This window comes from Pseudomonas sp. A0308 (genome assembly GCF_044218815.1).
GTDB classification, from domain to species: domain Bacteria; phylum Pseudomonadota; class Gammaproteobacteria; order Pseudomonadales; family Pseudomonadaceae; genus Aquipseudomonas; species Aquipseudomonas iridis.
In genome coordinates this window covers 2,649,207-2,670,351 of record NZ_CP162581.1, presented here as the reverse complement: position 1 = coordinate 2,670,351, position 21,145 = coordinate 2,649,207, and the positions used below count along the sequence as shown (strand labels likewise).

18 protein-coding genes are annotated in these 21,145 nt (G+C 59.3%); 12 read left to right on the top strand and 6 right to left on the bottom strand.

The features are described from left to right. Positions 1-20 precede the first annotated feature (20 nt). Positions 21-2,507, top strand: coding sequence for a circularly permuted type 2 ATP-grasp protein (locus AB4P92_RS12385; RefSeq protein WP_395599446.1), 2,487 nt, complete (start codon positions 21-23; stop codon positions 2,505-2,507). Next, positions 2,507-3,397, top strand: coding sequence for a transglutaminase N-terminal domain-containing protein (locus tag AB4P92_RS12380; RefSeq protein WP_395599445.1), 891 nt, complete (start codon positions 2,507-2,509; stop codon positions 3,395-3,397). Before AB4P92_RS12385 ends, AB4P92_RS12380 begins: the two co-directional genes overlap by 1 nt. A 133-nt stretch (positions 3,398-3,530) precedes the next feature. Here AB4P92_RS12380 and AB4P92_RS12375 read toward each other — a convergent pair whose 3' ends face one another. Together AB4P92_RS12375 and AB4P92_RS12370 are read right to left on the bottom strand one after the other, a co-directional pair. Beyond that, a complete protein-coding gene (locus AB4P92_RS12375; protein WP_042557406.1) occupies positions 3,531-3,719 on the bottom strand; it encodes a hypothetical protein in 189 nt (62 codons plus the stop codon). 68 nt (positions 3,720-3,787) lie between these two features. Continuing rightward, positions 3,788-4,375, bottom strand: a complete 588-nt coding sequence (locus AB4P92_RS12370; protein WP_042557407.1) for a TIGR00730 family Rossman fold protein — start codon at positions 4,373-4,375, stop codon at positions 3,788-3,790. A 344-nt stretch (positions 4,376-4,719) separates the two neighbouring features. Between AB4P92_RS12370 and azu the strand changes: the two genes are divergently transcribed. Beyond that, positions 4,720-5,166, top strand: coding sequence for an azurin (gene azu, locus AB4P92_RS12365; protein WP_042557408.1), 447 nt, complete (start codon positions 4,720-4,722; stop codon positions 5,164-5,166). A 173-nt stretch (positions 5,167-5,339) separates the two neighbouring features. Here azu and nadE read toward each other — a convergent pair whose 3' ends face one another. The 3 genes from nadE to AB4P92_RS12350 all read right to left on the bottom strand — a co-directional run bounded on the left by nadE (position 5,340) and on the right by AB4P92_RS12350 (position 8,508). Beyond that, entirely contained in the window at positions 5,340-6,167 is an 828-nt protein-coding gene (nadE, locus tag AB4P92_RS12360; protein ID WP_395599444.1) for an ammonia-dependent NAD(+) synthetase, read from the bottom strand. A 4-nt stretch (positions 6,168-6,171) separates the two neighbouring features. Beyond that, positions 6,172-7,395, bottom strand: coding sequence for a nicotinate phosphoribosyltransferase (gene pncB, locus AB4P92_RS12355; RefSeq protein ID WP_042557410.1), 1,224 nt, complete (start codon positions 7,393-7,395; stop codon positions 6,172-6,174). A gap of 210 nt (positions 7,396-7,605) precedes the next feature. Then, a complete protein-coding gene (locus AB4P92_RS12350; protein WP_042557411.1) occupies positions 7,606-8,508 on the bottom strand; it encodes a LysR family transcriptional regulator in 903 nt (300 codons plus the stop codon). Positions 8,509-8,671: 163 nt separating this feature from the next. Here AB4P92_RS12350 and AB4P92_RS12345 point away from each other — a divergent pair, with 163 nt between their 5' ends. The 9 genes from AB4P92_RS12345 (at position 8,672) to AB4P92_RS12305 (ending at position 19,848) form a co-directional block, all read left to right on the top strand. After that, positions 8,672-10,162, top strand: coding sequence for an aldehyde dehydrogenase family protein (locus AB4P92_RS12345; protein ID WP_042557412.1), 1,491 nt, complete (start codon positions 8,672-8,674; stop codon positions 10,160-10,162). Between the two features lie 152 nt (positions 10,163-10,314). Then, entirely contained in the window at positions 10,315-11,598 is a 1,284-nt protein-coding gene (locus AB4P92_RS12340; protein ID WP_273876649.1) for an FAD-binding oxidoreductase, read from the top strand. Between the two features lie 368 nt (positions 11,599-11,966). Further along, entirely contained in the window at positions 11,967-13,100 is a 1,134-nt protein-coding gene (locus AB4P92_RS12335) for an ABC transporter substrate-binding protein (RefSeq protein WP_042557414.1), read from the top strand. A 240-nt stretch (positions 13,101-13,340) separates the two neighbouring features. After that, the gene (locus tag AB4P92_RS12330) at positions 13,341-14,255 is read left to right on the top strand and encodes a branched-chain amino acid ABC transporter permease (RefSeq protein WP_042557415.1); all 915 of its coding nucleotides are present in this window, start codon (positions 13,341-13,343) and stop codon (positions 14,253-14,255) included. A gap of 3 nt (positions 14,256-14,258) precedes the next feature. Then, on the top strand, positions 14,259-15,560 hold the full coding sequence (gene livM / locus AB4P92_RS12325) for a high-affinity branched-chain amino acid ABC transporter permease LivM (RefSeq protein WP_047299506.1): 1,302 nt from the start codon (positions 14,259-14,261) through the stop codon (positions 15,558-15,560). Next, positions 15,557-16,429, top strand: a complete 873-nt coding sequence (locus tag AB4P92_RS12320) for an ABC transporter ATP-binding protein (RefSeq protein ID WP_016985385.1) — start codon at positions 15,557-15,559, stop codon at positions 16,427-16,429. Before livM ends, AB4P92_RS12320 begins: the two co-directional genes overlap by 4 nt. Continuing rightward, positions 16,426-17,142, top strand: coding sequence for an ABC transporter ATP-binding protein (locus AB4P92_RS12315; RefSeq protein ID WP_042557417.1), 717 nt, complete (start codon positions 16,426-16,428; stop codon positions 17,140-17,142). Before AB4P92_RS12320 ends, AB4P92_RS12315 begins: the two co-directional genes overlap by 4 nt. 837 nt (positions 17,143-17,979) lie before the next feature. Continuing rightward, positions 17,980-18,744: an SDR family oxidoreductase gene (locus AB4P92_RS12310; protein WP_008087168.1), complete on the top strand. Its 765-nt coding sequence runs from the start codon at positions 17,980-17,982 to the stop codon at positions 18,742-18,744. 198 nt (positions 18,745-18,942) lie between these two features. Beyond that, positions 18,943-19,848: a cation diffusion facilitator family transporter gene (locus AB4P92_RS12305; RefSeq protein WP_115145920.1), complete on the top strand. Its 906-nt coding sequence runs from the start codon at positions 18,943-18,945 to the stop codon at positions 19,846-19,848. A 93-nt stretch (positions 19,849-19,941) separates the two neighbouring features. On the opposite strand, the gene AB4P92_RS12300 is transcribed toward AB4P92_RS12305, so the two are convergent. Continuing rightward, positions 19,942-21,075 carry an AGE family epimerase/isomerase gene (locus AB4P92_RS12300; RefSeq protein WP_395599443.1) on the bottom strand — a complete coding sequence of 378 codons (1,134 nt, stop codon included), beginning with the start codon at positions 21,073-21,075 and terminating at the stop codon, positions 19,942-19,944. Between the last annotated feature and the right edge of the window lie 70 nt (positions 21,076-21,145).

Below are 21,145 nucleotides of genomic sequence, written 5' to 3'. Positions count from 1 at the left end.
TGCTGTCTGCCGAGCTTTCCATGCCTGACCTGCTAGACCGCTACCCGCTGACGGCGGGCACTTATCACGAACTGCTGGATGCCAGCGGTGCGGTGCGCCCGCATTGGCAGCGGCTGTTCGACCAACTGCAGCGCAGCACCCCGGCGCAACTGGTGCAGCGTCAGGCGTTGCTCGCGCGGCAGATTCAGGAAAACGGCGTCACCTATAACGTCTATGCCGATCCCAAAGGCGCGGATCGGCCGTGGGAACTGGATTTGCTGCCGCATGTGATTGCGGCGGATGAGTGGCAGCAATTGTCGGCCGGGATCGCCCAGCGAGCACGACTGCTCAATGCCGTGCTGGCCGATTTGTATGGGCCTCAGCGCTTGATCAGCGAAGGCTTGCTGCCGGCGGAACTGGTATTTGGTCACAACAATTTTCTGTGGCCGTGTCAGGGCATTGTGCCGCCGGACGGTGCTTTTCTGCATCTGTACGCCGTGGATCTGGCGCGCACGCCGGACGGGCGCTGGTGGGTGACGGCAGATCGCACGCAGGCACCCTCGGGTGCCGGTTACGCCTTGGAAAACCGCACCATTGTGTCCCGCGCCTTCCCCGAGTTGTACCGTGATCTGAAGGTGCAGCATCTGGCCGGCTTCTTTCGCACGTTGCAGGAAACACTTGCTCGACAGGCGCCCACTGATGACGAGGCGCCGCTGGTGGTGTTGCTGACGCCGGGGCGGTTCAACGAAAGCTATTTCGAACACCTCTATCTGGCGCGTCAGCTCGGTTATCCATTGGTGGAGGGCGGTGATCTGACGGTGCGTGATGCCACGGTCTACCTGAAAACCCTCAGCGGCCTGCGCCGGGTGCACGCGATCATGCGGCGGCTCGACGACGACTTCTGCGATCCACTGGAGCTGCGCACGGACTCGGCGCTTGGCGTTCCCGGTCTGCTTGAGGCGGTGCGCCAGGGGCGGGTGCTGGTCGCCAACGCGCTGGGCAGCGGCGTGTTGGAGTCGCCGGGTTTGCTGGGTTTTCTGCCGAGGATCAACCAATTCCTGTTCGGCGAAGACTTGATCCTGCCCTCCATTGCAACCTGGTGGTGTGGTGAGGCGCCGGTATTGGCTCAGGCGCTGGAAAAACTGCCTGAACTGTTGATCAAACCGGCCTTTCCTTCACAAAGCTTCGCGCCGGTATTCGGCCGCGATCTGAGTGAAAAGCAGCGCCAATCCCTCGCTGAGCGCATGCAGGCGCGCCCTTACGCCTATGTTGCGCAAGAGTTGGCCCAGCTCTCCCAGGCGCCAATCTGGCAAGCCGAAGACGGCCAGTTGCAACCTCGAGCGATCGGTATGCGTGTGTACGCGACGGCCAGCGGTGATGGCTATCGAGTGCTGCCGGGCGGGCTGACCCGAGTGGCGGCCGAGGCCGATGCCGAAGTGGTGTCGATGCAGCGCGGCGGGGCGAGCAAGGACACCTGGGTGCTGGGCGATCGTCCGCCGAGCGGCGAACAGTGGAAGACCCAGCGCAACGTCGGCGTTCACGATCTGGTCAGGCGTGATCCTTATCTGCCGTCGCGGGTGGTGGAAAACCTGTTCTGGTTCGGTCGTTACTGCGAGCGCTGCGACGACAGTGCGCGGCTGCTGCGCATCATGCTCGCGCGGTATGTCGACGGCGACGACCCGCAAGCGCTGCAAGCCGCGGTTGATCTCGGCGAGCGACTGTCGCTGTTGCCGGACGAAGGTGAACTGCCGGAGCGTTTGCTGGCCGCGCTGCTCGGCGAAGACTGGTCGTTCAGCCTGCGCTCCAACCTGCAACGCTTGCAGTGGGCGGCTTCGCAGGTGCGCGGCAAGCTCTCCCGGGAAAACTGGCAGGCGCTTGTCGAGTTGCAGCGTGAAGCGTTGGAGCTGGAGACCGACGAGCCGGATTTTGGCGAGTTGCTGGATTTTCTCAACCATCTGGTGATGTCGCTGGCGGCGCTGTCAGGGTTTGCCCTGGACGACATGACCCGTGACGAAGGCTGGCGCTTCCTGATGATCGGTCGGCGTATCGAACGGCTGCAATTTCTCAGCAGCAGTCTGGCAGGGTTTCTGCGTGGCGCCGGTGCGTTCGATCAGGCCGGGCTTGAGTGGTTGCTGGAGCTGGGCAATAGCAGCATCACTTACCGCTCACGTTATCTGGCGGTGGCGCAGTTGATTCCGGTGCTCGACCTGTTGCTGCTCGATGAACAAAACCCGCATGCGGTGTTGTTCCAGCTGAAACTGGTGACTCGCACGTTGAAACGCCTGAACGATGATTTCGGCGTGCCACGGGAGGCCGGATTGTCGCAACTGGTCGAACGTCTGGCACGATTTGATCTGGGCTGCCTGGAGAATCCATTGTTCGGAGCATCCAGCGTGCGCTCGGCGCTCGATGGTCTGGCGGATCTGCTGCAAGAGATCGCCGAAGCCAGCGGGCAGGTCTCGGATCGACTGGCCCTGCGCCATTTCGCCCATGTCGATGATGTCAGCCAGCGCACGGTGTCCGTCTGATGAGCGCGCATTACCAGATCTTCCACGACACCTGTTATCACTACGACAGCCCGGTTTCCCTGGCCCAGCAATTGGCGCACCTGTGGCCGCGCGAGTGCAGTTGGCAGCGCTGCACGCAACGACAATTGCTGATCAGCCCGCAACCATCGGCACGGCGCGATGAGCTGGATGTGTTCGGCAATCCGTTGACGCGGCTGGCGTTCGAGCGACCGCACGATGAGTTGCAGGTCAACGCCCGCCTCACCGTTGAAGTGCTGGCGCGACCGTCGCTCGATTTCAACCAGTCTCCGGCGTGGGAGCTGACGCGTAATGCACTGACCTACAGCAGCCAGCCGCTGCCCTCCGATCTGCTTGAGGCTTGCCGTTATCGTTTCCAGTCACCGTACGTGCATTTGAAACGCAGTTTCGTCGAGTTCTCGCAAAGCTGTTTTCCACCCGGGCAGCCGTTACTGTTGGGCGTGCAGGCTCTGATGCAGAAGATTTTCAGCGAATTCACCTTTGATGCCGAAGCCACTCAGGTGGCGACGCCGCTGGTGGAAGTGCTTGAGCGCCGTCGTGGGGTCTGTCAGGACTTCGCGCATCTGATGCTGGCCTGCTTGCGCTCAAGAGGCCTGGCGGCACGTTATATCAGCGGCTATCTGTTGACTCGGCCACCACCGGGGCAGCCACGATTGATCGGCGCCGATGCGTCGCATGCCTGGGTATCGGTGTTTTGCCCGGTGCTGGGCTGGGTGGATTTCGATCCGACCAACAATGTGCAGCCGGCGCTGGAGCACATCACTTTGGCGTGGGGACGGGATTTTTCCGATGTGTCGCCGTTGCGCGGGGTGATTCTGGGCGGGGGGAGCCATGATCCGGAAGTGCAGGTCACGGTGATGCCAGTCGAGTGACACAATCCCTGTGGGGGCGGGTTCTCGTGTGGTGTTCGGATGCGGAGGGGAGAACTGTGAGGGCCGGCGGTCGTACCGCCAGCCCCTTCACGGATCCGCGGGGCCTGATTTCGATCATCAAACCCGGTGGGGCTCAGGCGTCGGGCGCCTGATCTTTCGGTGCTTCGGTTGCATCAACATCATCATCCGTCGCCACTTCACCGTCAGGGTTCAGTGCCGCTTCTTCAGCTACTTGTTTCTTGCGCTGAAGCTTTTCCTCTTTCTTCTTTTCCTTTTCCAGGTCTCGTTGACGTTTGGCGAAGGAGTAATTGGGTTTGGCCATGGGCGATCCTCTAGGGTCGAAGGTGAGGTTGAGCGGCGCGTATTCTGCCCTGTATCGGTGCCCGGCGGTTAGCCGGGTTTTTGGTCGACCCACTTTGGCGTGACGGTCGGCTTCCAGTTATCCAGGGCGTCGAGCAGCGTTTGCGGCGATTCGCTCACTTGCAGCATGTCACGGTGTGGCTCGCGAACGAAGCCTTCGCCGACGATATGGTCGAGAAAAGCAGTAAGTTTGCTGTAGAAACCCTTCACTTCCAGCAGGCCCAAAGGCTTGCCGTGGTAGCCGAGCTGGCCCCAGGTCCAGACTTCGAACAGTTCTTCCAGTGTGCCGAGGCCACCGGGCAGCGCGATAAACGCGTCGCTGAGTTCGGCCATCCGCGCCTTGCGGGCGTGCATGCCGTCGACCACTTCCAGACGCGTCAGACCTTTGTGACCGATTTCCTTGTCCATCAGGCTCTGCGGGATGATGCCGATCACCTCGCCACCGGCGGCCAGTGCGGCATCGGCCACGATGCCCATCAAACCGACGGCGCCACCGCCATAGACCAACGTCAACTTGCGCTCGGCCAATGCGCGACCAAGGGCCACGGCGGCTTCGGTATAAGCTGGGTCAGTGCCGGCGTTGGCACCGCAAAATACACAAACGGATGTGAGAGACATGCCTTTCTCCGGTATCGAATCAGTCGCACAGGGTACTGGCTGGCACGCCTCGATCCAAGGTTTAGCGTTCGCGCTCCGGCGATTCAAAGGTACCGCTGGCGCCACAGGCATAGGCGGCGAGCAAGCTGCACAACAGGCCGTTAAAGATCATGACAGACGCTCCGTTTCAGTGAGATGCGCCGATCATGGACTCAGCCAGATGTTCTGGCCGTTAGATTGTTTCGATGAGTGTCATAGCCTGAAAGTTGTATACAATTTTTGATTCAAGTCATAGGAACTTGCGAAGATTTCAGGCAGTCTTTCAACCATTAGTGTTTTTGTTAACCCTGCCTTGGAGATTCACCATGTTTTCCAAAGTTGTTGCGGTATCCCTGCTGGCGCTGGCCAGCAGCCAATTGATGGCTGCCGAGTGCAAAACCACCGTTGACTCCACCGACCAGATGTCCTTCAACACCAAGGCCATTGAAATCGACAAGAGCTGCAAGACCTTCACCATCGAACTGACCCACTCCGGCAGCCTGCCGAAGAACGTCATGGGCCATAACCTGGTGATCAGCAAAGAAGCTGACATGCAGCCGATCGCCACCGATGGCTTGGCTGCCGGTATCGACAAGAACTACCTGAAGGACGGTGATGCTCGCGTCATCGCTCACACCAAAATCATCGGCGCCAAGGAAACCGACTCGGTGACCTTCGATGTGTCGAAGCTCAATGCCAGTGAAAAATACGGCTTCTTCTGCTCGTTCCCTGGCCACATCTCGATGATGAAAGGCACTGTGACCCTGAAGTAATCAGGTTCACCGCGTCATCGTTCTTCGCGGGCAGGCCCGCTCCCACATTCGACCGCGATCAACTGTGGGAGCGAGCCTGCTCGCGAAAGGGCCAGATGCATCGACAGATAATCTGGCCAAAGAAAAGCCCGCTGAGGATCACTCCCCAGCGGGCTTTTTCATTCGTTCGCGGATTACGGCGCGAACGGCATCACGCGTTTGTGATGGGTCTTGTTGTACGTATCAACAATGATCTTGAACGCCTCTTCACGCAGCGGCTCACCGTGCAGGAACGCATCGATCTCGGTGTAGGTCACGCCGTGGGACGCTTCGTCCGGTTTGCCCGGCGACAGGTCCTCGAGGTCCGCCGTCGGGACTTTCTCGACCAGCGACTCCGGCGCGCCGAAGCTGCGGGCGATCGCCCGTATCTGGTTTTTCACCAGACCGCTGAGCGGGGCGAGGTCGCAGGCACCGTCGCCGAACTTGGTGAAAAACCCCATCACCGCTTCCGCTGCATGGTCGGTACCGATCACCAGACCACCCGCCGCGCCAGCAATCGTGTACTGCGCAACCATGCGCATCCGCGCCTTGGTGTTACCGAGCACAAAATCCACCGACACCGCGTGCTTGCCTTCGAACGCCGCGACTTCACTGGCCAGCGCTTTTACCGCTGGGCCGATGTTGACGGTGTGGCGTTCGTCTGGATCGATGAAATCCACCGAGGCCTGCGCGTCGTGCTCGTCGAACTGTGTTTCATACGGCAGGCGTACGGCGATGAACTTGTACGCATTGTCGCCGCTACGTTCGCGCAATTCGCGCATCGCGCGCTGGGCCAGCAGCCCGGCTGTCAGCGAGTCGACGCCGCCGCTTATGCCCAGCACCAGCGCCTTGAGCCCGGAGTTGACCAGGCAATCCTGAATGAAGGTAATGCGCCGGGCGATTTCGGCTTGCAGGGCCTGGTGGTCGGCGAACGGCGGTTGCACCTTGAGCTGTTCAGCAATCTCACGCTGTACGGCTTGCATGAATTCACTCCTTGCTAGATAGACTGGAATCGGCAGGAACCTGGAAAACGTGTCGCAAATAGGCGACAAAATTCGGATCTTTGCAGTGGGTCTTGCCTGGCTCGTCGGAGATCTTTGCCACCGGTTGGCCGTTGCAGGCGGTCATTTTAAGCACGATGCTCATCGGTTCGACACCCGGAATGTCACAGGTCAGGTTGGTACCGATGCCGAAGCTCACGTTGATCCGCTCGTGCAGTGCGCGGAATATCTCCAGCGACCGGGGCAAGGTCAGGCTGTCGGAGAACACCAGCGTCTTGCTCATCGGGTCGATGCCGAGCTTGTGATAGTGGGCGATGCATTTTTCGCCCCAGGCCACAGGGTCCCCGGAATCGTGGCGCAAACCGTCGAAAAGCTTGGCAAAGAACAAGTCGAAATCACCAAGGAAAGCATCGGTGGTGATGCAATCGGTGAGGGCGATCCCCAGCAACCCCCGGTACTCGCGGACCCAGCAATCGAGGGCGGCGATCTGGCTGTCGATCAGCCGCGGACCGAGTTGCTGGTGCGCCATGATCCACTCGTGGGCCATGGTGCCCAGCGGTTTCATGTCCAGCTCGCGCGACAGGTGCACATTGCTGGTGCCGACGAATCGGCCGGGGAAATCGTGCTTGAGCACGTTCACCACTTCTTCCTGTACCCGGTAGGAAAACCGGCGACGGGTGCCGAAATCGGCAACCTGCAATTGCGATAGTTCATCGGCCGAAGCATTGGCGGTGAGCCAGTCGAACTTACGATAGAGCTGTTCACGCGCCTGTTCGAGCACAGTCTCGCGGTAGCGATAACGGTTGCGCACTTCGCTGACGATGGCCAGCAGCGGCACTTCGTAGAGGATCACATGCAGCCACGGTCCGCGCAGGCGGATAAACAGTTCGCCGTTTTCGATGCCGGTGTGCAGGTAGCGCAGATTGAAGCGGAACAAGCCGAGGAAGCGCAGGAAGTCCGGTTTCAGGAAGCTGATGCGCTCCAGAAAACTCAGTTGATCGGCGCTCAGACTCAGTTCGGCCAAACGCTCGATCTGAAAGCGGATCTCGGCCAGATACGGACGCAAGTCCTCACTGTTACGGCAACGAAACTCCCATTCGACTTCGACGTTGGGGTAGTTGTGCAGCACCGCCTGCATCATCGTCAGCTTGTAGAAGTCGGTGTCGAGCAGGTTCTGCACGATGCGATCGGCAAACACACTCTCGCTCATAACGGGGTCTCCAGGTGCGCCGCGCCGTAGCGCGGTCTCGAACAATGGCGCTAGTGGCGCATATCAGCGGTGGGGATTGCCAGCGCTTTTTTAGACAACATCAATCTCTGTGGGAGCGAGTCTGCTCGCGAAAGCGTCATGGCAATCGACATTGATATTGAATGTGACGGCCTTTTCGCGAGCAGGCTCGCTCCCACAGTTTGAATATGATCAGGCAATGGGACTGTCGATCTGCTCCAGCATCCACTTCACAAAATCCCTCACCTTGGGCACTTCCGCAGAGTGTTCCGGGTAGGCCAGGTAATAGGCGTCGGTGCTGGGCATTGCATGCTGCCAGGGAATGACCAGTTTGCCGTCGGCCAACTCTTCTTCCACCAGAAACCGTGGCAGCAGCGCTACACCGCAGCCGACCTGTGCGGCGCGGATGCACATGTAAAAGGTTTCAAAACGCGGGCCGTGGTAGCTGTGTTCGGTCTGATGCCCCTGACTGTCGAACCAGTCGTGCCAGGCCTGTGGGCGCGAGGCATTCTGCAGCAGCACCAGATCGGTGAGTTGCGTCGGATCAGTGAAAGGCTGGTCGGGCAAGCTGCCGGGCGCGCACACCGGCACAAGCTCTTCGCCGAACAGCTTCAGGCATTCAGTCCCCGGGCGTGAGCCTTGGCCGAAATAGAACGCCAGATCGCTGCGCCCTTGCAGCAAATCGTCGGCCTCCTGCTCGTTGCACAGGTCCAGATGGATCGACGGATGGCGCAAGCGCCAGCCTTTCAGGCGGGGTACCAGCCAGCGGGCGCCGAAGGTCGACGGCGTGGAGACGCGCAGGACTTCGGTTTCACCGCCGTAGGAACGCAGGTAGTGGGTCGACATCTCTACCTGCGTGAGGATTTTTCTGACTTCCACCAGGTACAAATCCCCGGCCGGGGTCATCTGCAAACGCCGACGTATCCGGCGGAACAACAAGTGCTGCAACAATTCCTCTAGCTGCGCGACCTGTTTGCTGACGGCGCTTTGGGTGAGGTTCAGTTCCTCGGCGGCCCGGGTGAAACTCAGGTGCCGGGTCACGGCCTCAAAGCACTGCAATGCGGTGATCGAAGGCAAGTGGCGTTTGTTCAGCATGGCCGATCCTTTTCTTGTCTTTCTATGCGCAGCATGAATAAACGGAATGATATCTCGCGTAAAGGTCGTTTGTTGCCTCGCCGTACTGACGCTACAACTAAAGGCCTGCCCGGTCGTGAAAAACCGACCGCACACATTCAGTTTTTTGCTTGAGGAGTGACCCATGGTTGCCGCATTGCTTGATCGTCTTGGTGTGAACCCGGCCCTTTATCAGAACGGCAAAGTGCCGGTGCATTCGCCGATCGACGGCAGCCGCATTGCCGCCGTCAACTGGGAAGGCCCGGCCGAAGTCGAGCAGCACATCAGTCGCGCAGATCATGCGTTCGAAGCGTGGCGCAAGGTGCCGGCCCCGCGCCGCGGCGAACTGGTGCGCCAATTCGGCGAAGTGTTGCGCGAGTACAAAGCCGATCTCGGCGAACTGGTCTCGTGGGAGGCGGGCAAGATCACTCAGGAAGGCTTGGGTGAAGTGCAGGAGATGATCGACATCTGCGACTTCGCCGTCGGTCTGTCCCGCCAACTGTACGGCTTGACCATCGCCTCCGAGCGTCCGGGCCACCACATGCGTGAAACCTGGCATCCACTGGGCGTGGTCGGCGTCATCAGCGCCTTTAACTTCCCGGTTGCGGTGTGGGCGTGGAACACCACGCTGGCGCTGGTCTGCGGCAACCCGGTGGTGTGGAAACCCTCGGAGAAAACCCCGCTGACGGCGCTGGCCTGTCAGGCGCTGTTTGACCGCGTGGTGAAGAATTTCAGCGATGCTCCGGCGAGTCTCTGCCAAGTGATCATCGGTGGCCGTGACGCCGGTGAGGCGCTGGTCGATGACCCGCGAGTGGCGCTGATCAGTGCGACCGGCAGCACCCGCATGGGCCGCGAAGTGGCGCCGAAAGTCGCCGCGCGTTTCGCGCGCAGCATTCTCGAACTGGGCGGCAACAACGCGATGATCCTCGGTCCGAGTGCCGACCTCGACATGGCCGTGCGCGCAATCCTGTTCAGCGCGGTCGGCACTGCTGGCCAGCGTTGCACCACGCTGCGTCGCTTGATTGCCCACGAGTCGGTGAAGGAAGAAATCGTCACTCGCCTCAAGGCTGCGTACGCGAAAGTGCGTATCGGCCATCCGCTGGAAGGCAATCTGATCGGCCCGCTGATCGATAAACACAGCTTCGAAAACATGCAGGATGCGCTGGAACAGGCTTTGAGCGAGGGCGGCCGGGTGTTCGGCGGCAAGCGTCAATTGCAGGATCAATTCCCCAATGCTTACTACGTCTCGCCAGCGATTGTTGAAATGCCGGAGCAGAGCGACGTGGTCTGCAGCGAGACCTTCGCGCCGATCCTGTACGTGGTCGGCTATAGCGATTTCGAGGAAGCGCTGCGCCTGAACAACGCTGTGCCGCAAGGCCTGTCATCGTGCATTTTCACCACGGATGTGCGCGAGGCTGAACGGTTCATGTCGGCGGTCGGCAGCGACTGTGGCATCGCCAACGTCAATATCGGCCCGAGCGGCGCGGAAATCGGCGGCGCGTTTGGTGGCGAGAAGGAGACCGGTGGCGGTCGTGAGTCGGGCTCCGATGCCTGGCGCGGGTACATGCGCCGCCAGACCAACACCGTGAACTACTCGCTGGAGTTGCCGCTGGCGCAGGGCATTACGTTCGACTGATATCAGGGCGGCTCTTTCCCTGTGGGAGCGGGCCTGCTCGCGAAGACCATGAGTCAGTCGACATCAAAGTTGGCTGAAACGCCGCTTTCGCGAGCAGGCTCGCTCCCACAGGATCAGCAGTGTGTTTGGCAGGTTTCTGTTGGAGTCTGGCAATGCCGTTACGCGAAGAATGTCTGTGGGAAAAGCTCACGCCACTGAGGCCCGATAACACGGCGCTCAAGGGTGAGGTCAAGGTTGATGTCTGCGTGATCGGCGCCGGGTTCACCGGGTTGTCGGCGGCAGTGCATCTGTTGGAAAAAGGCAAAACCGTCTGCGTGCTGGAAGCTCATCGTGCCGGTCACGGTGGCTCCGGGCGCAATGTCGGGCTGGTCAACGCCGGTATGTGGATCCCGCCGGACGAGATCGAAGCCGGTTTCGGCGAGGCGGTCGGCAGCCAGCTCAACCGCATGCTCGGGGCAGCGCCTTCACTGGTGTTCAGCCTTGTGGATAAGTACAACATCGATTGCCAGCTACGCCGCGAAGGCACATTGCACATGGCGCACAACGCCAAGGGCGAGGCGGATCTGCGCAGTCGTGAGCAACAATGGAAACGCCGCGGCGCACCGGTCGAATTGCTGACCGGCAAGGCCTGTGAGCAAGCCACCGGTACGCAGAAAATCGCCGCCGCCCTGCTTGATCGTCGCGCCGGCACGCTCAACCCGATGGCCTATGTCACCGGTCTGGCGAATGCCGTGATCAGCCTCGGTGGGCAGATGTTTGATCATTCTCCGGTCACTCGACTTGAGCGCGTGGGGCAACAATGGTCAGTGCAGACCGAGCACGGTTCGGTGCTGGCCGAGCAAGTGGTGATCGCCTCCAACGCCTATACCGAAGGCGACTGGACCGAACTCAAGCGCAACTTCTTCCCCGGTTACTACTATCAGGTCGCCTCAGTGCCACTGACCGAAGATGCCGCGCAGGACATTCTGCCGGGCGGTCAGGGGTCGTGGGACACGCGGCAAGTGTTGAGCAGCATTCGCCGCGACAAAGAAGGGCGGTTGTTGCTCGGCAGTCTCGGCAACGGCAATCAGAAACCGGCCTGGTTTCTCAAGGCCTGGGCCGATCGGGTGCAACAGCATTATTTCCCCAATCTGAAACCTGTCGAATGGGAATGCACCTGGACAGGGCGTATTGCGTTCACGCCCGATCACTTGATGCGCCTGTTCGAACCGGCGCCCGGTCTGGTCGCCGTCACCGGTTATAACGGCCGTGGCGTGACGACCGGCACCGTGGTGGGCAAGGCCTTCGCCGATTACTTGTGTAATGGCAATCCTCAGGCCCTGCCAATTCCCTTTGCACCGATGCAGCCGCTGGCAGGCGTGGGGTTGCGCAGTTGTCTCTATGAGGCCGGGTTTTCGCTGTATCACGCGGGCCAGTGCCTGCGCATCGTCATCTGATTGTTGAAATATGTTGCGTGGAGCGGCGCTTTTTCGCTTAGCGACTAGCCTGTAATGGTGCGGGTTGTAGCAGTCCCGCACCAGCAGTGTGCAGTTCGGTGACGCGGGCTGTTACAGGCTGGTTGCACGTCGATTGGTGCCGCGGTTGCAATGATGGCGCGAGCGGGTTGCGCCTGAAGAAATAAATGGTTTCACCTTCCGCGGTTTAGACGGTTGCACGCCCAATGAAAATGGGAACGAAACAGTCGAAATAACAAGAAAGCAGCGACTTTTTGAAGAATAAAAAACCGATGGCACGGCCCTTGCTCTGAGCATCAGGAGAAGTGAAGTCGCAGTGCCAACTAAAAAAAACCTTGGAGCACCACCTCATGTCCCAGACGTTTTACAAGAAAGGCTTTCTGGCCCTCGCAGTAGCTACTGCGTTGGGTGTTTCTGCGTTTGCTCAAGCTGATGTGAAAATCGGTGTAGCGGGACCAATGACTGGCGCCAACGCGGCATTTGGCGAGCAGTACATGAAGGGGGCACAGGCAGCGGCTGATGCGGTCAACGCAGCAGGCGGCGTCAACGGGGAGAAAATCGTACTGGTCAAGGGCGATGACGCCTGCGAACCGAAGCAGGCCGTGACGGTCGCCAAGGACCTCACCAACCAGAAAGTCGCCGGTGTGGTCGGTCACTTCTGCTCCTCTTCGACCATCCCAGCGTCGGAAATCTATGACGAAGCGGGCATCATCGCGATCACCCCGGGTTCCACCAACCCGCAAGTGACCGAGCGCGGCCTGAGCGCCATGTTCCGTATGTGCGGCCGTGACGACCAGCAAGGCATCGTTGCCGGCGATTACATCGTCGACGTGCTCAAGGGCAAGAAAGTCGTCGTGCTGCACGACAAAGACACCTACGGTCAGGGCCTGGCCGATGCCACCAAGGCCCAGCTGGTCAAGCGCGGCGTGACCCCGGTGCTGTACGAAGGCCTGACCCGTGGTGAAAAAGACTTCAGCACCATCGTCACCAAAATCCGCGGCGCTGGCGCCGACGTTGTCTACTTCGGTGGTCTGCACCCGGAAGCCGGCCCACTGGTTCGTCAACTGCGTGAGCAAGGCCTCAAAGACGTCAAGTTCATGTCCGATGACGGCATCGTTACCGACGAACTGGTGACCACCGCTGGCGGCCCGCAATTCGTCGATGGCGTGCTGATGACCTTCGGCGCCGACCCTCGCATGCTTCCCGACAGCAAGGCTGTGGTAGATGCCTTCCGCAAGGCTGGTACCGAGCCTGAAGGCTACACCCTGTATGCCTACGCTTCGGTTCAGACCCTGGCCGCCGCTTTCAACGGCGCCAAGTCCAACAAGGGCGAAGAAGCTGCTGCCTGGCTGAAGAAAAACCCGGTGAAAACCGTCATGGGCGAGAAAGCCTGGGACTCCAAGGGCGACCTGAAAGTCTCCGACTACGTGGTTTACCAGTGGGACAAGGACGGCAAATACCACCAGCTGGAAAAACAGAAGTAAGGGCTGACGTGATTGCCTGAATCCCACCAATCCAATGTGGGAGCGAGCCTGCTCGCGAAGACGGAATGACTGCCAACACATGTGTTGAATGATCGACCGCATTCGCGAGCAGGCTCGCTCCCACAGGAACGGTGTGGGACGGGCGGATCGTGGCTGACATTGCTCCGACGTAATTCTGTATTTTTCCTAGAAGGACCGCACATCGACGATGTGCAGGTTCTCACTGCGTGAGATTGCGTTATGGATGGTATTTTCCTGCAGCAACTGGTCAACGGCCTGACCCTCGGGTCGGTCTATGGCCTGATCGCCATCGGCTACACAATGGTCTACGGCATCATCGGCATGATCAACTTCGCCCACGGCGAGGTTTACATGATTTCTGCTTACCTGGCGGCAATCAGTCTGGCTCTGCTGGCGTACTTCGGTATCGAATCTTTCCCTCTGCTGATGCTCGGCACCCTGATCTTCACCATCGTTGTCACGGCGGTGTATGGCTGGGTCATCGAGCGTGTTGCCTACAAACCCCTGCGTAACTCCACACGGCTGGCGCCGCTGATCAGCGCCATCGGTATTTCGCTGATCCTGCAAAACTACGCACAGATCGCCCAAGGCGCCAAACAACAGGGCGTTCCGACGCTGCTGACCGGTGCATGGCGGGTTGAAGTCGGTACCGGCTTCGTACAACTGACCTACACCAAAGTATTCATTCTGGTGGCCGCGTTCGTCGGCATGGGGCTGCTGACCTACATCATCAAGTACACCAAGCTCGGCCGCATGTGCCGCGCCACTCAGCAAGACCGCAAGATGGCCTCGATCCTGGGGATCAACACCGATCGGGTGATTTCCTACGTGTTCATCATCGGTGCAGCCATGGCGGCACTCGCTGGTGTGCTGATCACCATGAACTACGGCACCTTCGACTTCTACGCCGGCTTCATCATCGGCATCAAGGCGTTCACCGCAGCGGTACTCGGCGGGATCGGCTCGCTGCCCGGCGCCATGTTGGGCGGGATCATCCTCGGCATCTCCGAGTCGCTGTTCTCCGGCCTGGTCAACTCCGACTACAAAGACGTGTTCAGCTTCTCGCTGCTCGTACTTGTTCTGGTCTTCCGGCCGCAGGGCCTGTTGGGCCGTCCTCTTGTGTCGAAGGTGTAAGCGATGTCTTCAACCACTAAAAAATCCATTGATGTCAAAAAAAGCCTGGTTGAGGCGATTCTGGCCGGCCTGATTGCCTTGATTGTTTTCGGGCCAATTGTCGGTGTCGTACTCGACGGTTACAGCTTCAACCTTGAAATGACCCGCGTGGCCTGGATCATTGCCATCGTCATGGCCGGCCGCTTTGCCCTGAGCCTGTTTCTGCAAACGCCCAAGGGCCTGAAGATTCTCGACGGATTCGAGAGCGCCGGGTCGGGTGTGCATGTATTGCCCGCCGATCACAAATCAAGCCTGCGCTGGATTATCCCGCTGGTGGTTCTGCTGGCAGTGGCCGTGCCGTTCTTCTCCAACTCGTACCTGCTGGGCGTGGTCATCCTCGGGTTGATCTACGTGCTGTTGGGGCTTGGGCTGAACATTGTGGTTGGCCTGGCCGGATTGCTCGACCTCGGTTACGTGGCGTTCTACGCCATCGGTGCCTACGGTCTGGCGCTCGGTTATCAATATCTGGGGCTGGGTTTCTGGACGGTGCTGCCGCTGGCGGCGATCACCGCGGGGCTTGCCGGCTGCATCCTCGGTTTCCCGGTGCTGCGCCTGCATGGCGACTATCTGGCGATCGTGACCTTGGGCTTCGGTGAGATCATTCGTCTGGTCCTCAACAACTGGCTGTCCCTGACCGGCGGCCCGAACGGCATGGCGGCGCCGCTGCCGACGTTCTTCGGTCTGGAGTTCGGCAAGCGCGCGAAGGATGGCGGGGTGCCGTTTCATGAGTTTTTTGGCATCGCTTACAACCCGGACGTGAAGTACTACTTCATCTACGCGGTGCTGTTCCTCGTGGTGCTGGCCGTGCTGTACATCAAACATCGACTGGTGAAGATGCCGGTCGGTCGCGCTTGGGAAGCCCTGCGTGAAGATGAAATCGCCTGCCGCTCGATGGGCCTCAACCACGTACTGGTCAAGCTATCGGCCTTCACCATCGGCGCGTCGACGGCGGGTCTGGCGGGTGTGTTCTTCGCGACTTATCAGGGCTTCGTCAACCCGACCTCGTTTACTTTCTTCGAATCGGCCCTGATCCTCGCCATCGTCGTGCTCGGCGGCATGGGCTCGACCATCGGTGTGGTGATTGCAGCGTTTGTGCTTACCGTCGCCCCGGAGCTGCTGCGCGGGTTTGCTGAGTATCGCGTGCTGCTGTTCGGCATTCTGATGGTGTTGATGATGATCTGGCGACCACGCGGGTTGATTCGCATCAGCCGTACCGGGGTCAAACCACGCAAAGGTGCCATTCACTACGAGAGGACTGCGCCATGAGTGAAGTCGTACTCTCTGTTGAAAAACTGATGATGCATTTCGGTGGCATCAAGGCGTTGAGCGATGTCAGCCTGAAGGTCAAACGCAACTCGATCTTCGCCCTGATCGGCCCCAACGGTGCCGGCAAGACCACGGTGTTCAACTGCCTGACCGGTTTCTACAAGGCGTCCGGCGGCAAGATCGAACTCAACGTGCGCGGGCAGCAGACCAACGTCATTCAGCTATTGGGTGAGTCGTTCAAACCGACCGACTTCGTTTCGCCGAAAAGCTTTCTCAGCCGGATGTACTACAAGATGTTTGGCGGCACCCATCTGGTGAACCGCGCAGGCCTGGCTCGTACCTTCCAGAACATTCGTCTGTTCAAGGAAATGTCCGTGCTGGAAAACCTGCTGGTGGCCCAGCACATGTGGGTCAACCGCAACATGCTCGCCGGCATCCTTAACACCAAGGGCTATCGCAAAGCCGAAAGCGACGCGCTGGATTGTGCGTTCTACTGGCTGGAAGTGGTCGATCTGGTCGACTGCGCCAACCGTCTCGCCGGTGAGCTCTCGTACGGCCAGCAACGCCGTCTGGAGATCGCCCGGGCCATGTGCACGCGGCCGCAGATCATCTGCCTCGACGAACCGGCCGCCGGCCTCAACCCTCAGGAAACCGAAGCGCTGAGCGCAATGATCCGGCTGCTGCGCGACGAGCATGATCTGACCGTGGTGCTGATCGAACACGACATGGGCATGGTAATGAGCATTTCCGACCACATCGTGGTGCTGGACCACGGCATCGTTATCGCTGAAGGCGGACCTGAAGCTATCCGTAACGACCCGAAAGTGATTGCCGCCTACCTGGGCGCCGACGAAGAGGAGCTGGTATGAGCCAACCGATCCTCGAACTGAAAAACCTGGACGTGTTCTACGGCCCGATCCAGGCACTCAAAGGCGTTTCGTTGCAGATCAATGAAGGGGAAACCGTCAGCCTGATCGGCTCCAATGGAGCGGGTAAATCAACATTGCTGATGTCGATCTTCGGCCAGCCCCGTGCGGCGAACGGGCAGATCATTTATCAAGGCGTCGACATTACCCAAAAGTCATCGCACTACATCGCGTCCAACGGCATTGCGCAGTCGCCGGAAGGACGGCGGGTGTTCCCTGACATGACCGTCGAGGAAAACCTGTTGATGGGCACCATCCCGATTGGCGACAAGTATGCCAAAGAGGATATGCAGCGCATGTTCGAGTTGTTCCCACGGCTTGAAGAGCGGCGCACGCAGCGGGCGATGACCATGTCCGGCGGTGAACAACAGATGCTCGCCATTGCTCGCGCATTGATGAGCCGACCGAAGTTGTTGCTGCTCGATGAACCGAGCCTGGGTCTGGCACCGATTGTTGTGAAGCAGATCTTCGCGACCCTGCGGGAACTGGCCAAAACCGGCATGACGATTTTCCTCGTCGAGCAGAACGCCAACCATGCGTTGAAACTGTCGGATCGGGCGTACGTGATGGTCAACGGCGAGATTCGCCTGACGGGTACCGGTAAGGAGTTGCTGGTGAACGAGGAGGTGCGTAACGCCTATCTGGGCGGGCACTGAGTTACATCGTTATGCACAAGCCCCGACGCGCGAGCCTCGGGGCTTTTTTATCCCTCAAATTCAACACAACCCCCTGTGGGAGCGAGCCTGCTCGCGAATGCGGTGTATCAGTCACCTGATTATCTGGGCGTGCCATCGACTTCGCGAGCAGGCTCGCTCCCACGGGTGAATTGTGTAATTTCCAGAATTGTGGAAAACAAATTCCGCTACCTGCCAAAGCGCGACATATAGACGCTGCAAATGGCTGTTTTTCCACAGTTTTGACTTGTCCCCGTTTGCTGTGGAGCTGGCTGTGAATAACGTGGGAGTAGCTGGCTGAATCCCTTTAAAACCGTGGCTTTCAGGCGTGTGGTTGTTTTTTGATCAGGTGTTTTTGCTGGAGTGGCAGACGTCTTTGTCAACCTTTTTGTGGGGGCTGCATCGCCGCACTTTTGATGGGTGCAAGCCTGTGGATAAGTCTGTGATTAAACTCTGGAAAGACCCCGCTAAGGGCCGTAATTACTGGCCTCGCGCAATCACTGCTCCAACCGACCTGTCGTGCAAAATGCCATGTCCCGCACAGGTAGCGCTCCATGGTCAAGCAATAAACTTTCCATTTCGCCCGCAAAGCCTTGTGTGGCGCGGCTTTGCGCGCTTCCACTTGCCCCCGGAAACTGTGGAAGGGACTGTGGATAACATGCGTGCACATGGCTACAGGCCACGCTGGCTATGGCGTCGGAACGATTGTTTGTTTTTTATACAGTGAGCGGGTGTTGCCCGTGCTTGCGCGGCCGGGCATGCTGCCTGCTGATTTTCTATTCCAATGGCTGCCCTCGCGGTCGAAGCAAGGAGAACACGATGTCCAACACCCTGTTTATCACCGGCGCGACGTCCGGTTTTGGTGAAGCTTGCGCCCGTCGTTTTGCCGAGGCTGGCTGGAAACTGGTGCTAACCGGTCGTCGTGAAGAACGCCTCAACGCTCTGTGCGCTGAGTTGTCCAAGCAGACTGAAGTGCATGGCCTGGTGCTTGATGTGCGCGATCGCAAGGCGATGGAGGAGGCGATTGCCAACCTGCCGCCATCGTTCGCCAAACTGCGTGGCCTTATCAACAACGCGGGCCTGGCGTTGGGCGTGGACCCTGCGCCGAAATGCGATCTGGATGATTGGGACACCATGGTCGACACCAACGTCAAAGGCCTGATGTACGCCACTCGCTTGCTGTTGCCGCGCCTGATCGCCCATGGTCGTGGCGCTGGCATCGTCAACCTCGGCTCCATCGCCGGCAACTATCCGTATCCTGGCAGCCATATCTACGGCGCGACCAAAGCGTTTGTTAAGCAGTTTTCGCTGAACCTGCGCTGCGACTTGCAGGGCACCGGCGTGCGCGTCAGCAACATTGAGCCGGGGCTGTGCGAAAGCGAATTCTCGCTGGTGCGTTTCGCCGGTGATCAGGAACGGTACAACGCCACCTACGCCGGGGCCGAGCCGATCCAGCCGCAAGACATCGCCGAGACGATTTTCTGGGTGATGAATGCGCCGGCGCATATCAACATCAATAGCCTGGAATTGATGCCGGTGAGCCAGACCTGGGCCGGGTTTGCCATCGAGCGGAACAAGGCTTAAGACCGCACAACGGCTATCGCTGGCAAGCCAGCTCTCACAGGTAACAAGTCGACTACAAGGTTTGTGTACACCGACGATCCTGTGGGAACTGGGTTGCCAGCGATGGGCCAAAACAGGCAATAAATCCCGATAAGGTAGACTCCTCTCCCAGCAACCCCACCGCACCCCGCGGTTTTCAAGGTTTTTAGAGGAGGCTACGTGAGTAACCGAGGTGAGCAGTCGCTGCTCAAACAATCGACCATCCTGATGTTTGCAGTGTCGATTGCCGGTATCGTCACCGGTTTTGTTTCAGGTTCGCAATCCATCCTGTTCGATGGTTTTTTCTCGCTCATCGCAACCTTCATCAAAGTACTGATGCTGATCACTGCCAAGCTGATCGCCAAGCAAAGCAATCACCGTTTCCAGTTCGGCTTCTGGCATCTGGAACCCATGGTGCTGCTGATTGAAGGCAGTTTCCTGCTGTTGATTGCCATCTACGCGTTTCTCAACGGTGTGTTCGGCATCATCGACGGTGGCCGGGACATTGAGTTGGGGCTGGTGATCATCTATGCCGCCGTGTTTACCGTGGTCGAGTTCGCGTACTTCTTCTACGTGCGTCGGCGCAATCGCAAGCTCAAATCCAGCCTGATCCAGTTCGACAACATCAGTTGGCTGGTGGACGCGATGCTTTCTGTGGGCCTGTTGATCAGTTTTCTCACGGCGCTGCTGCTCAAGTCCCAGGGCTATGGCGAATGGGCGGTTTACGTCGATCCGCTGATCCTGATCGTACTGGCCCTGACCATGCTGACACCGGCCTTCAAGATCCTCGGCCCGGCATTACGCGATGTGCTGGGCATTGCACCGGACACGCTGAATGACCACGTGCGCCAGGTGATGGACGCGGCGAAGGCCGAGCATGGTTTCGACGATTATGTGTCTTACGTGCAGAAGCACGGACGGGCGCGGTTTATCGAGATTCATGTGGTGTTGCCGGCGGATTACCGACTGGAGAACGTCGGGCAACTGGATGCCCTGCGTGAAGAGATTTCCGCGAAGCTGGGCAAACCGGATGCGGCGCGATGGTTGACCATCAGCTTCACGGGCGACAAGAAGTGGATCGCCTAGACACCGTATAAGGCCATCGCGAGCAGGCTCACTCTTAAAGAGGAATTTATTCCAACTATAGGAATGAGCCTGCTCGCGATAACGGTAGATCAATCAAAGAAGATATTCAGCCAGGCCGCGGTAGCACGTCGCCAGGTGATACGGTGTGGTCGAGGGCATGTCCTTGCGGCTGACTTCGCCCTGCTCATCGCGGCACTCATGCCAGCCACCGGCATGCAGAAAGCGCTGTTGCAATGCCTGCAATTGATGCAGCACCACGGCTTCGCTGTCGGGGCGCAAGGTCAGCGCGCGCAGGTATTCGGCCTGCGCCCAGATCCGCTGAGTCGAATCTTTTGGACGTCCGTCCATTTCCAGATCAAGCATCGCCCGCACCGCACCGCTGGGCTGCTCCACGCCGAATTGCTCGGTGAAGGCAAACGCCTTATCAAGCGCCGAATGCAATTTCGAACCGCGCAGCAACGCTGACGATTGCAGCAGGAAATACCATTCGAACTGGTGCCCTGGCTCGTACCAGTTATCCACAGCACCCAAAGGTTTTTCCATCAACACGCCATGTTGCGGGTCGATGAAACGCTTGTGCATGGCTGTGCATAACTCAAGTAGCGCCTGTTGCGTAGCGCTGTCCTGGCGCACGTGCAGAGTGGCGAGGAAGGCTTCGGCCAGGTGCATCAAGGGGTTTTGCAACGGGCCGGTTTCGAGGGTGAGCCAGTTGCGATCAAGGCAGGCTTCGTAAAGGCCATCGCCGGTGGCGAAACGCTGACCGATGACTTCCAGCGCGGCGTTCAACGTCGATTCCACCAGCGGCTCGCGGGATTTTTCCCAGTAATGCGCGCAGGCAAACAGGATGAACGCGTGGGTGTAGAGATCCTTGCGCTGATCCAGCGGTTTGCCCTGCGCATCGATGCTGTAGAACCAGCCGCCGTGTTCGGCATCGTGGAAGTGTCGTTGCAGAGAACGGAACAGCGCGGCCGCACGCTCTTCTGCGTTATCCACAACGCCGATCAGGCTGGAAAACAGATACAGCTGCCGTGCACAGGCCATCGCCCGATAACGTTGCGCTGGCAAGGGCTGGTGCGCGGCGTCGAGTGCTTCGTAGGGCAGTGCCATGTCGGCATTCCAGCCCGGGCCTTGCCAGAGCGGCACGATCACGTTGACGAAGTGCTGCTGCACCTCGGTGAACAGGGCGGTCAATTCAGGCAGGGATTTGGAGCGGGAAGCATGGGGCATTGGCGGACGTCGTCACGGCTGGGGCGATTGCGCGACATGGTAGCAGAGCGGCAGCCTTTAGAGGCTCGGA

Excerpts from the sequence above, each read along its gene's own strand:
- livM (WP_047299506.1), top strand. The coding sequence starts at position 14,259 with ATGTCTTCAACCACTAAAAAATCCATTGATGTCAAAAAAAGCCTGGTT.
- AB4P92_RS12330 (WP_042557415.1), top strand. The coding sequence starts at position 13,341 with ATGGATGGTATTTTCCTGCAGCAACTGGTCAACGGCCTGACCCTCGGG.
- AB4P92_RS12340 (WP_273876649.1), top strand. The coding sequence starts at position 10,315 with ATGCCGTTACGCGAAGAATGTCTGTGGGAAAAGCTCACGCCACTGAGG.
- AB4P92_RS12370 (WP_042557407.1), bottom strand. The coding sequence starts at position 4,375 with ATGTCTCTCACATCCGTTTGTGTATTTTGCGGTGCCAACGCCGGCACT.
- AB4P92_RS12300 (WP_395599443.1), bottom strand. The coding sequence starts at position 21,075 with ATGCCCCATGCTTCCCGCTCCAAATCCCTGCCTGAATTGACCGCCCTG.
- AB4P92_RS12335 (WP_042557414.1), top strand. The coding sequence starts at position 11,967 with ATGTCCCAGACGTTTTACAAGAAAGGCTTTCTGGCCCTCGCAGTAGCT.
- AB4P92_RS12345 (WP_042557412.1), top strand. The coding sequence starts at position 8,672 with ATGGTTGCCGCATTGCTTGATCGTCTTGGTGTGAACCCGGCCCTTTAT.
- pncB (WP_042557410.1), bottom strand. The coding sequence starts at position 7,395 with ATGAGCGAGAGTGTGTTTGCCGATCGCATCGTGCAGAACCTGCTCGAC.
- azu (WP_042557408.1), top strand. The coding sequence starts at position 4,720 with ATGTTTTCCAAAGTTGTTGCGGTATCCCTGCTGGCGCTGGCCAGCAGC.
- nadE (WP_395599444.1), bottom strand. The coding sequence starts at position 6,167 with ATGCAAGCCGTACAGCGTGAGATTGCTGAACAGCTCAAGGTGCAACCG.
- AB4P92_RS12350 (WP_042557411.1), bottom strand. The coding sequence starts at position 8,508 with ATGCTGAACAAACGCCACTTGCCTTCGATCACCGCATTGCAGTGCTTT.
- AB4P92_RS12380 (WP_395599445.1), top strand. The coding sequence starts at position 2,507 with ATGAGCGCGCATTACCAGATCTTCCACGACACCTGTTATCACTACGAC.
- AB4P92_RS12320 (WP_016985385.1), top strand. The coding sequence starts at position 15,557 with ATGAGTGAAGTCGTACTCTCTGTTGAAAAACTGATGATGCATTTCGGT.
- AB4P92_RS12385 (WP_395599446.1), top strand. The coding sequence starts at position 21 with ATGCCTGACCTGCTAGACCGCTACCCGCTGACGGCGGGCACTTATCAC.
- AB4P92_RS12310 (WP_008087168.1), top strand. The coding sequence starts at position 17,980 with ATGTCCAACACCCTGTTTATCACCGGCGCGACGTCCGGTTTTGGTGAA.
- AB4P92_RS12315 (WP_042557417.1), top strand. The coding sequence starts at position 16,426 with ATGAGCCAACCGATCCTCGAACTGAAAAACCTGGACGTGTTCTACGGC.
- AB4P92_RS12375 (WP_042557406.1), bottom strand. The coding sequence starts at position 3,719 with ATGGCCAAACCCAATTACTCCTTCGCCAAACGTCAACGAGACCTGGAA.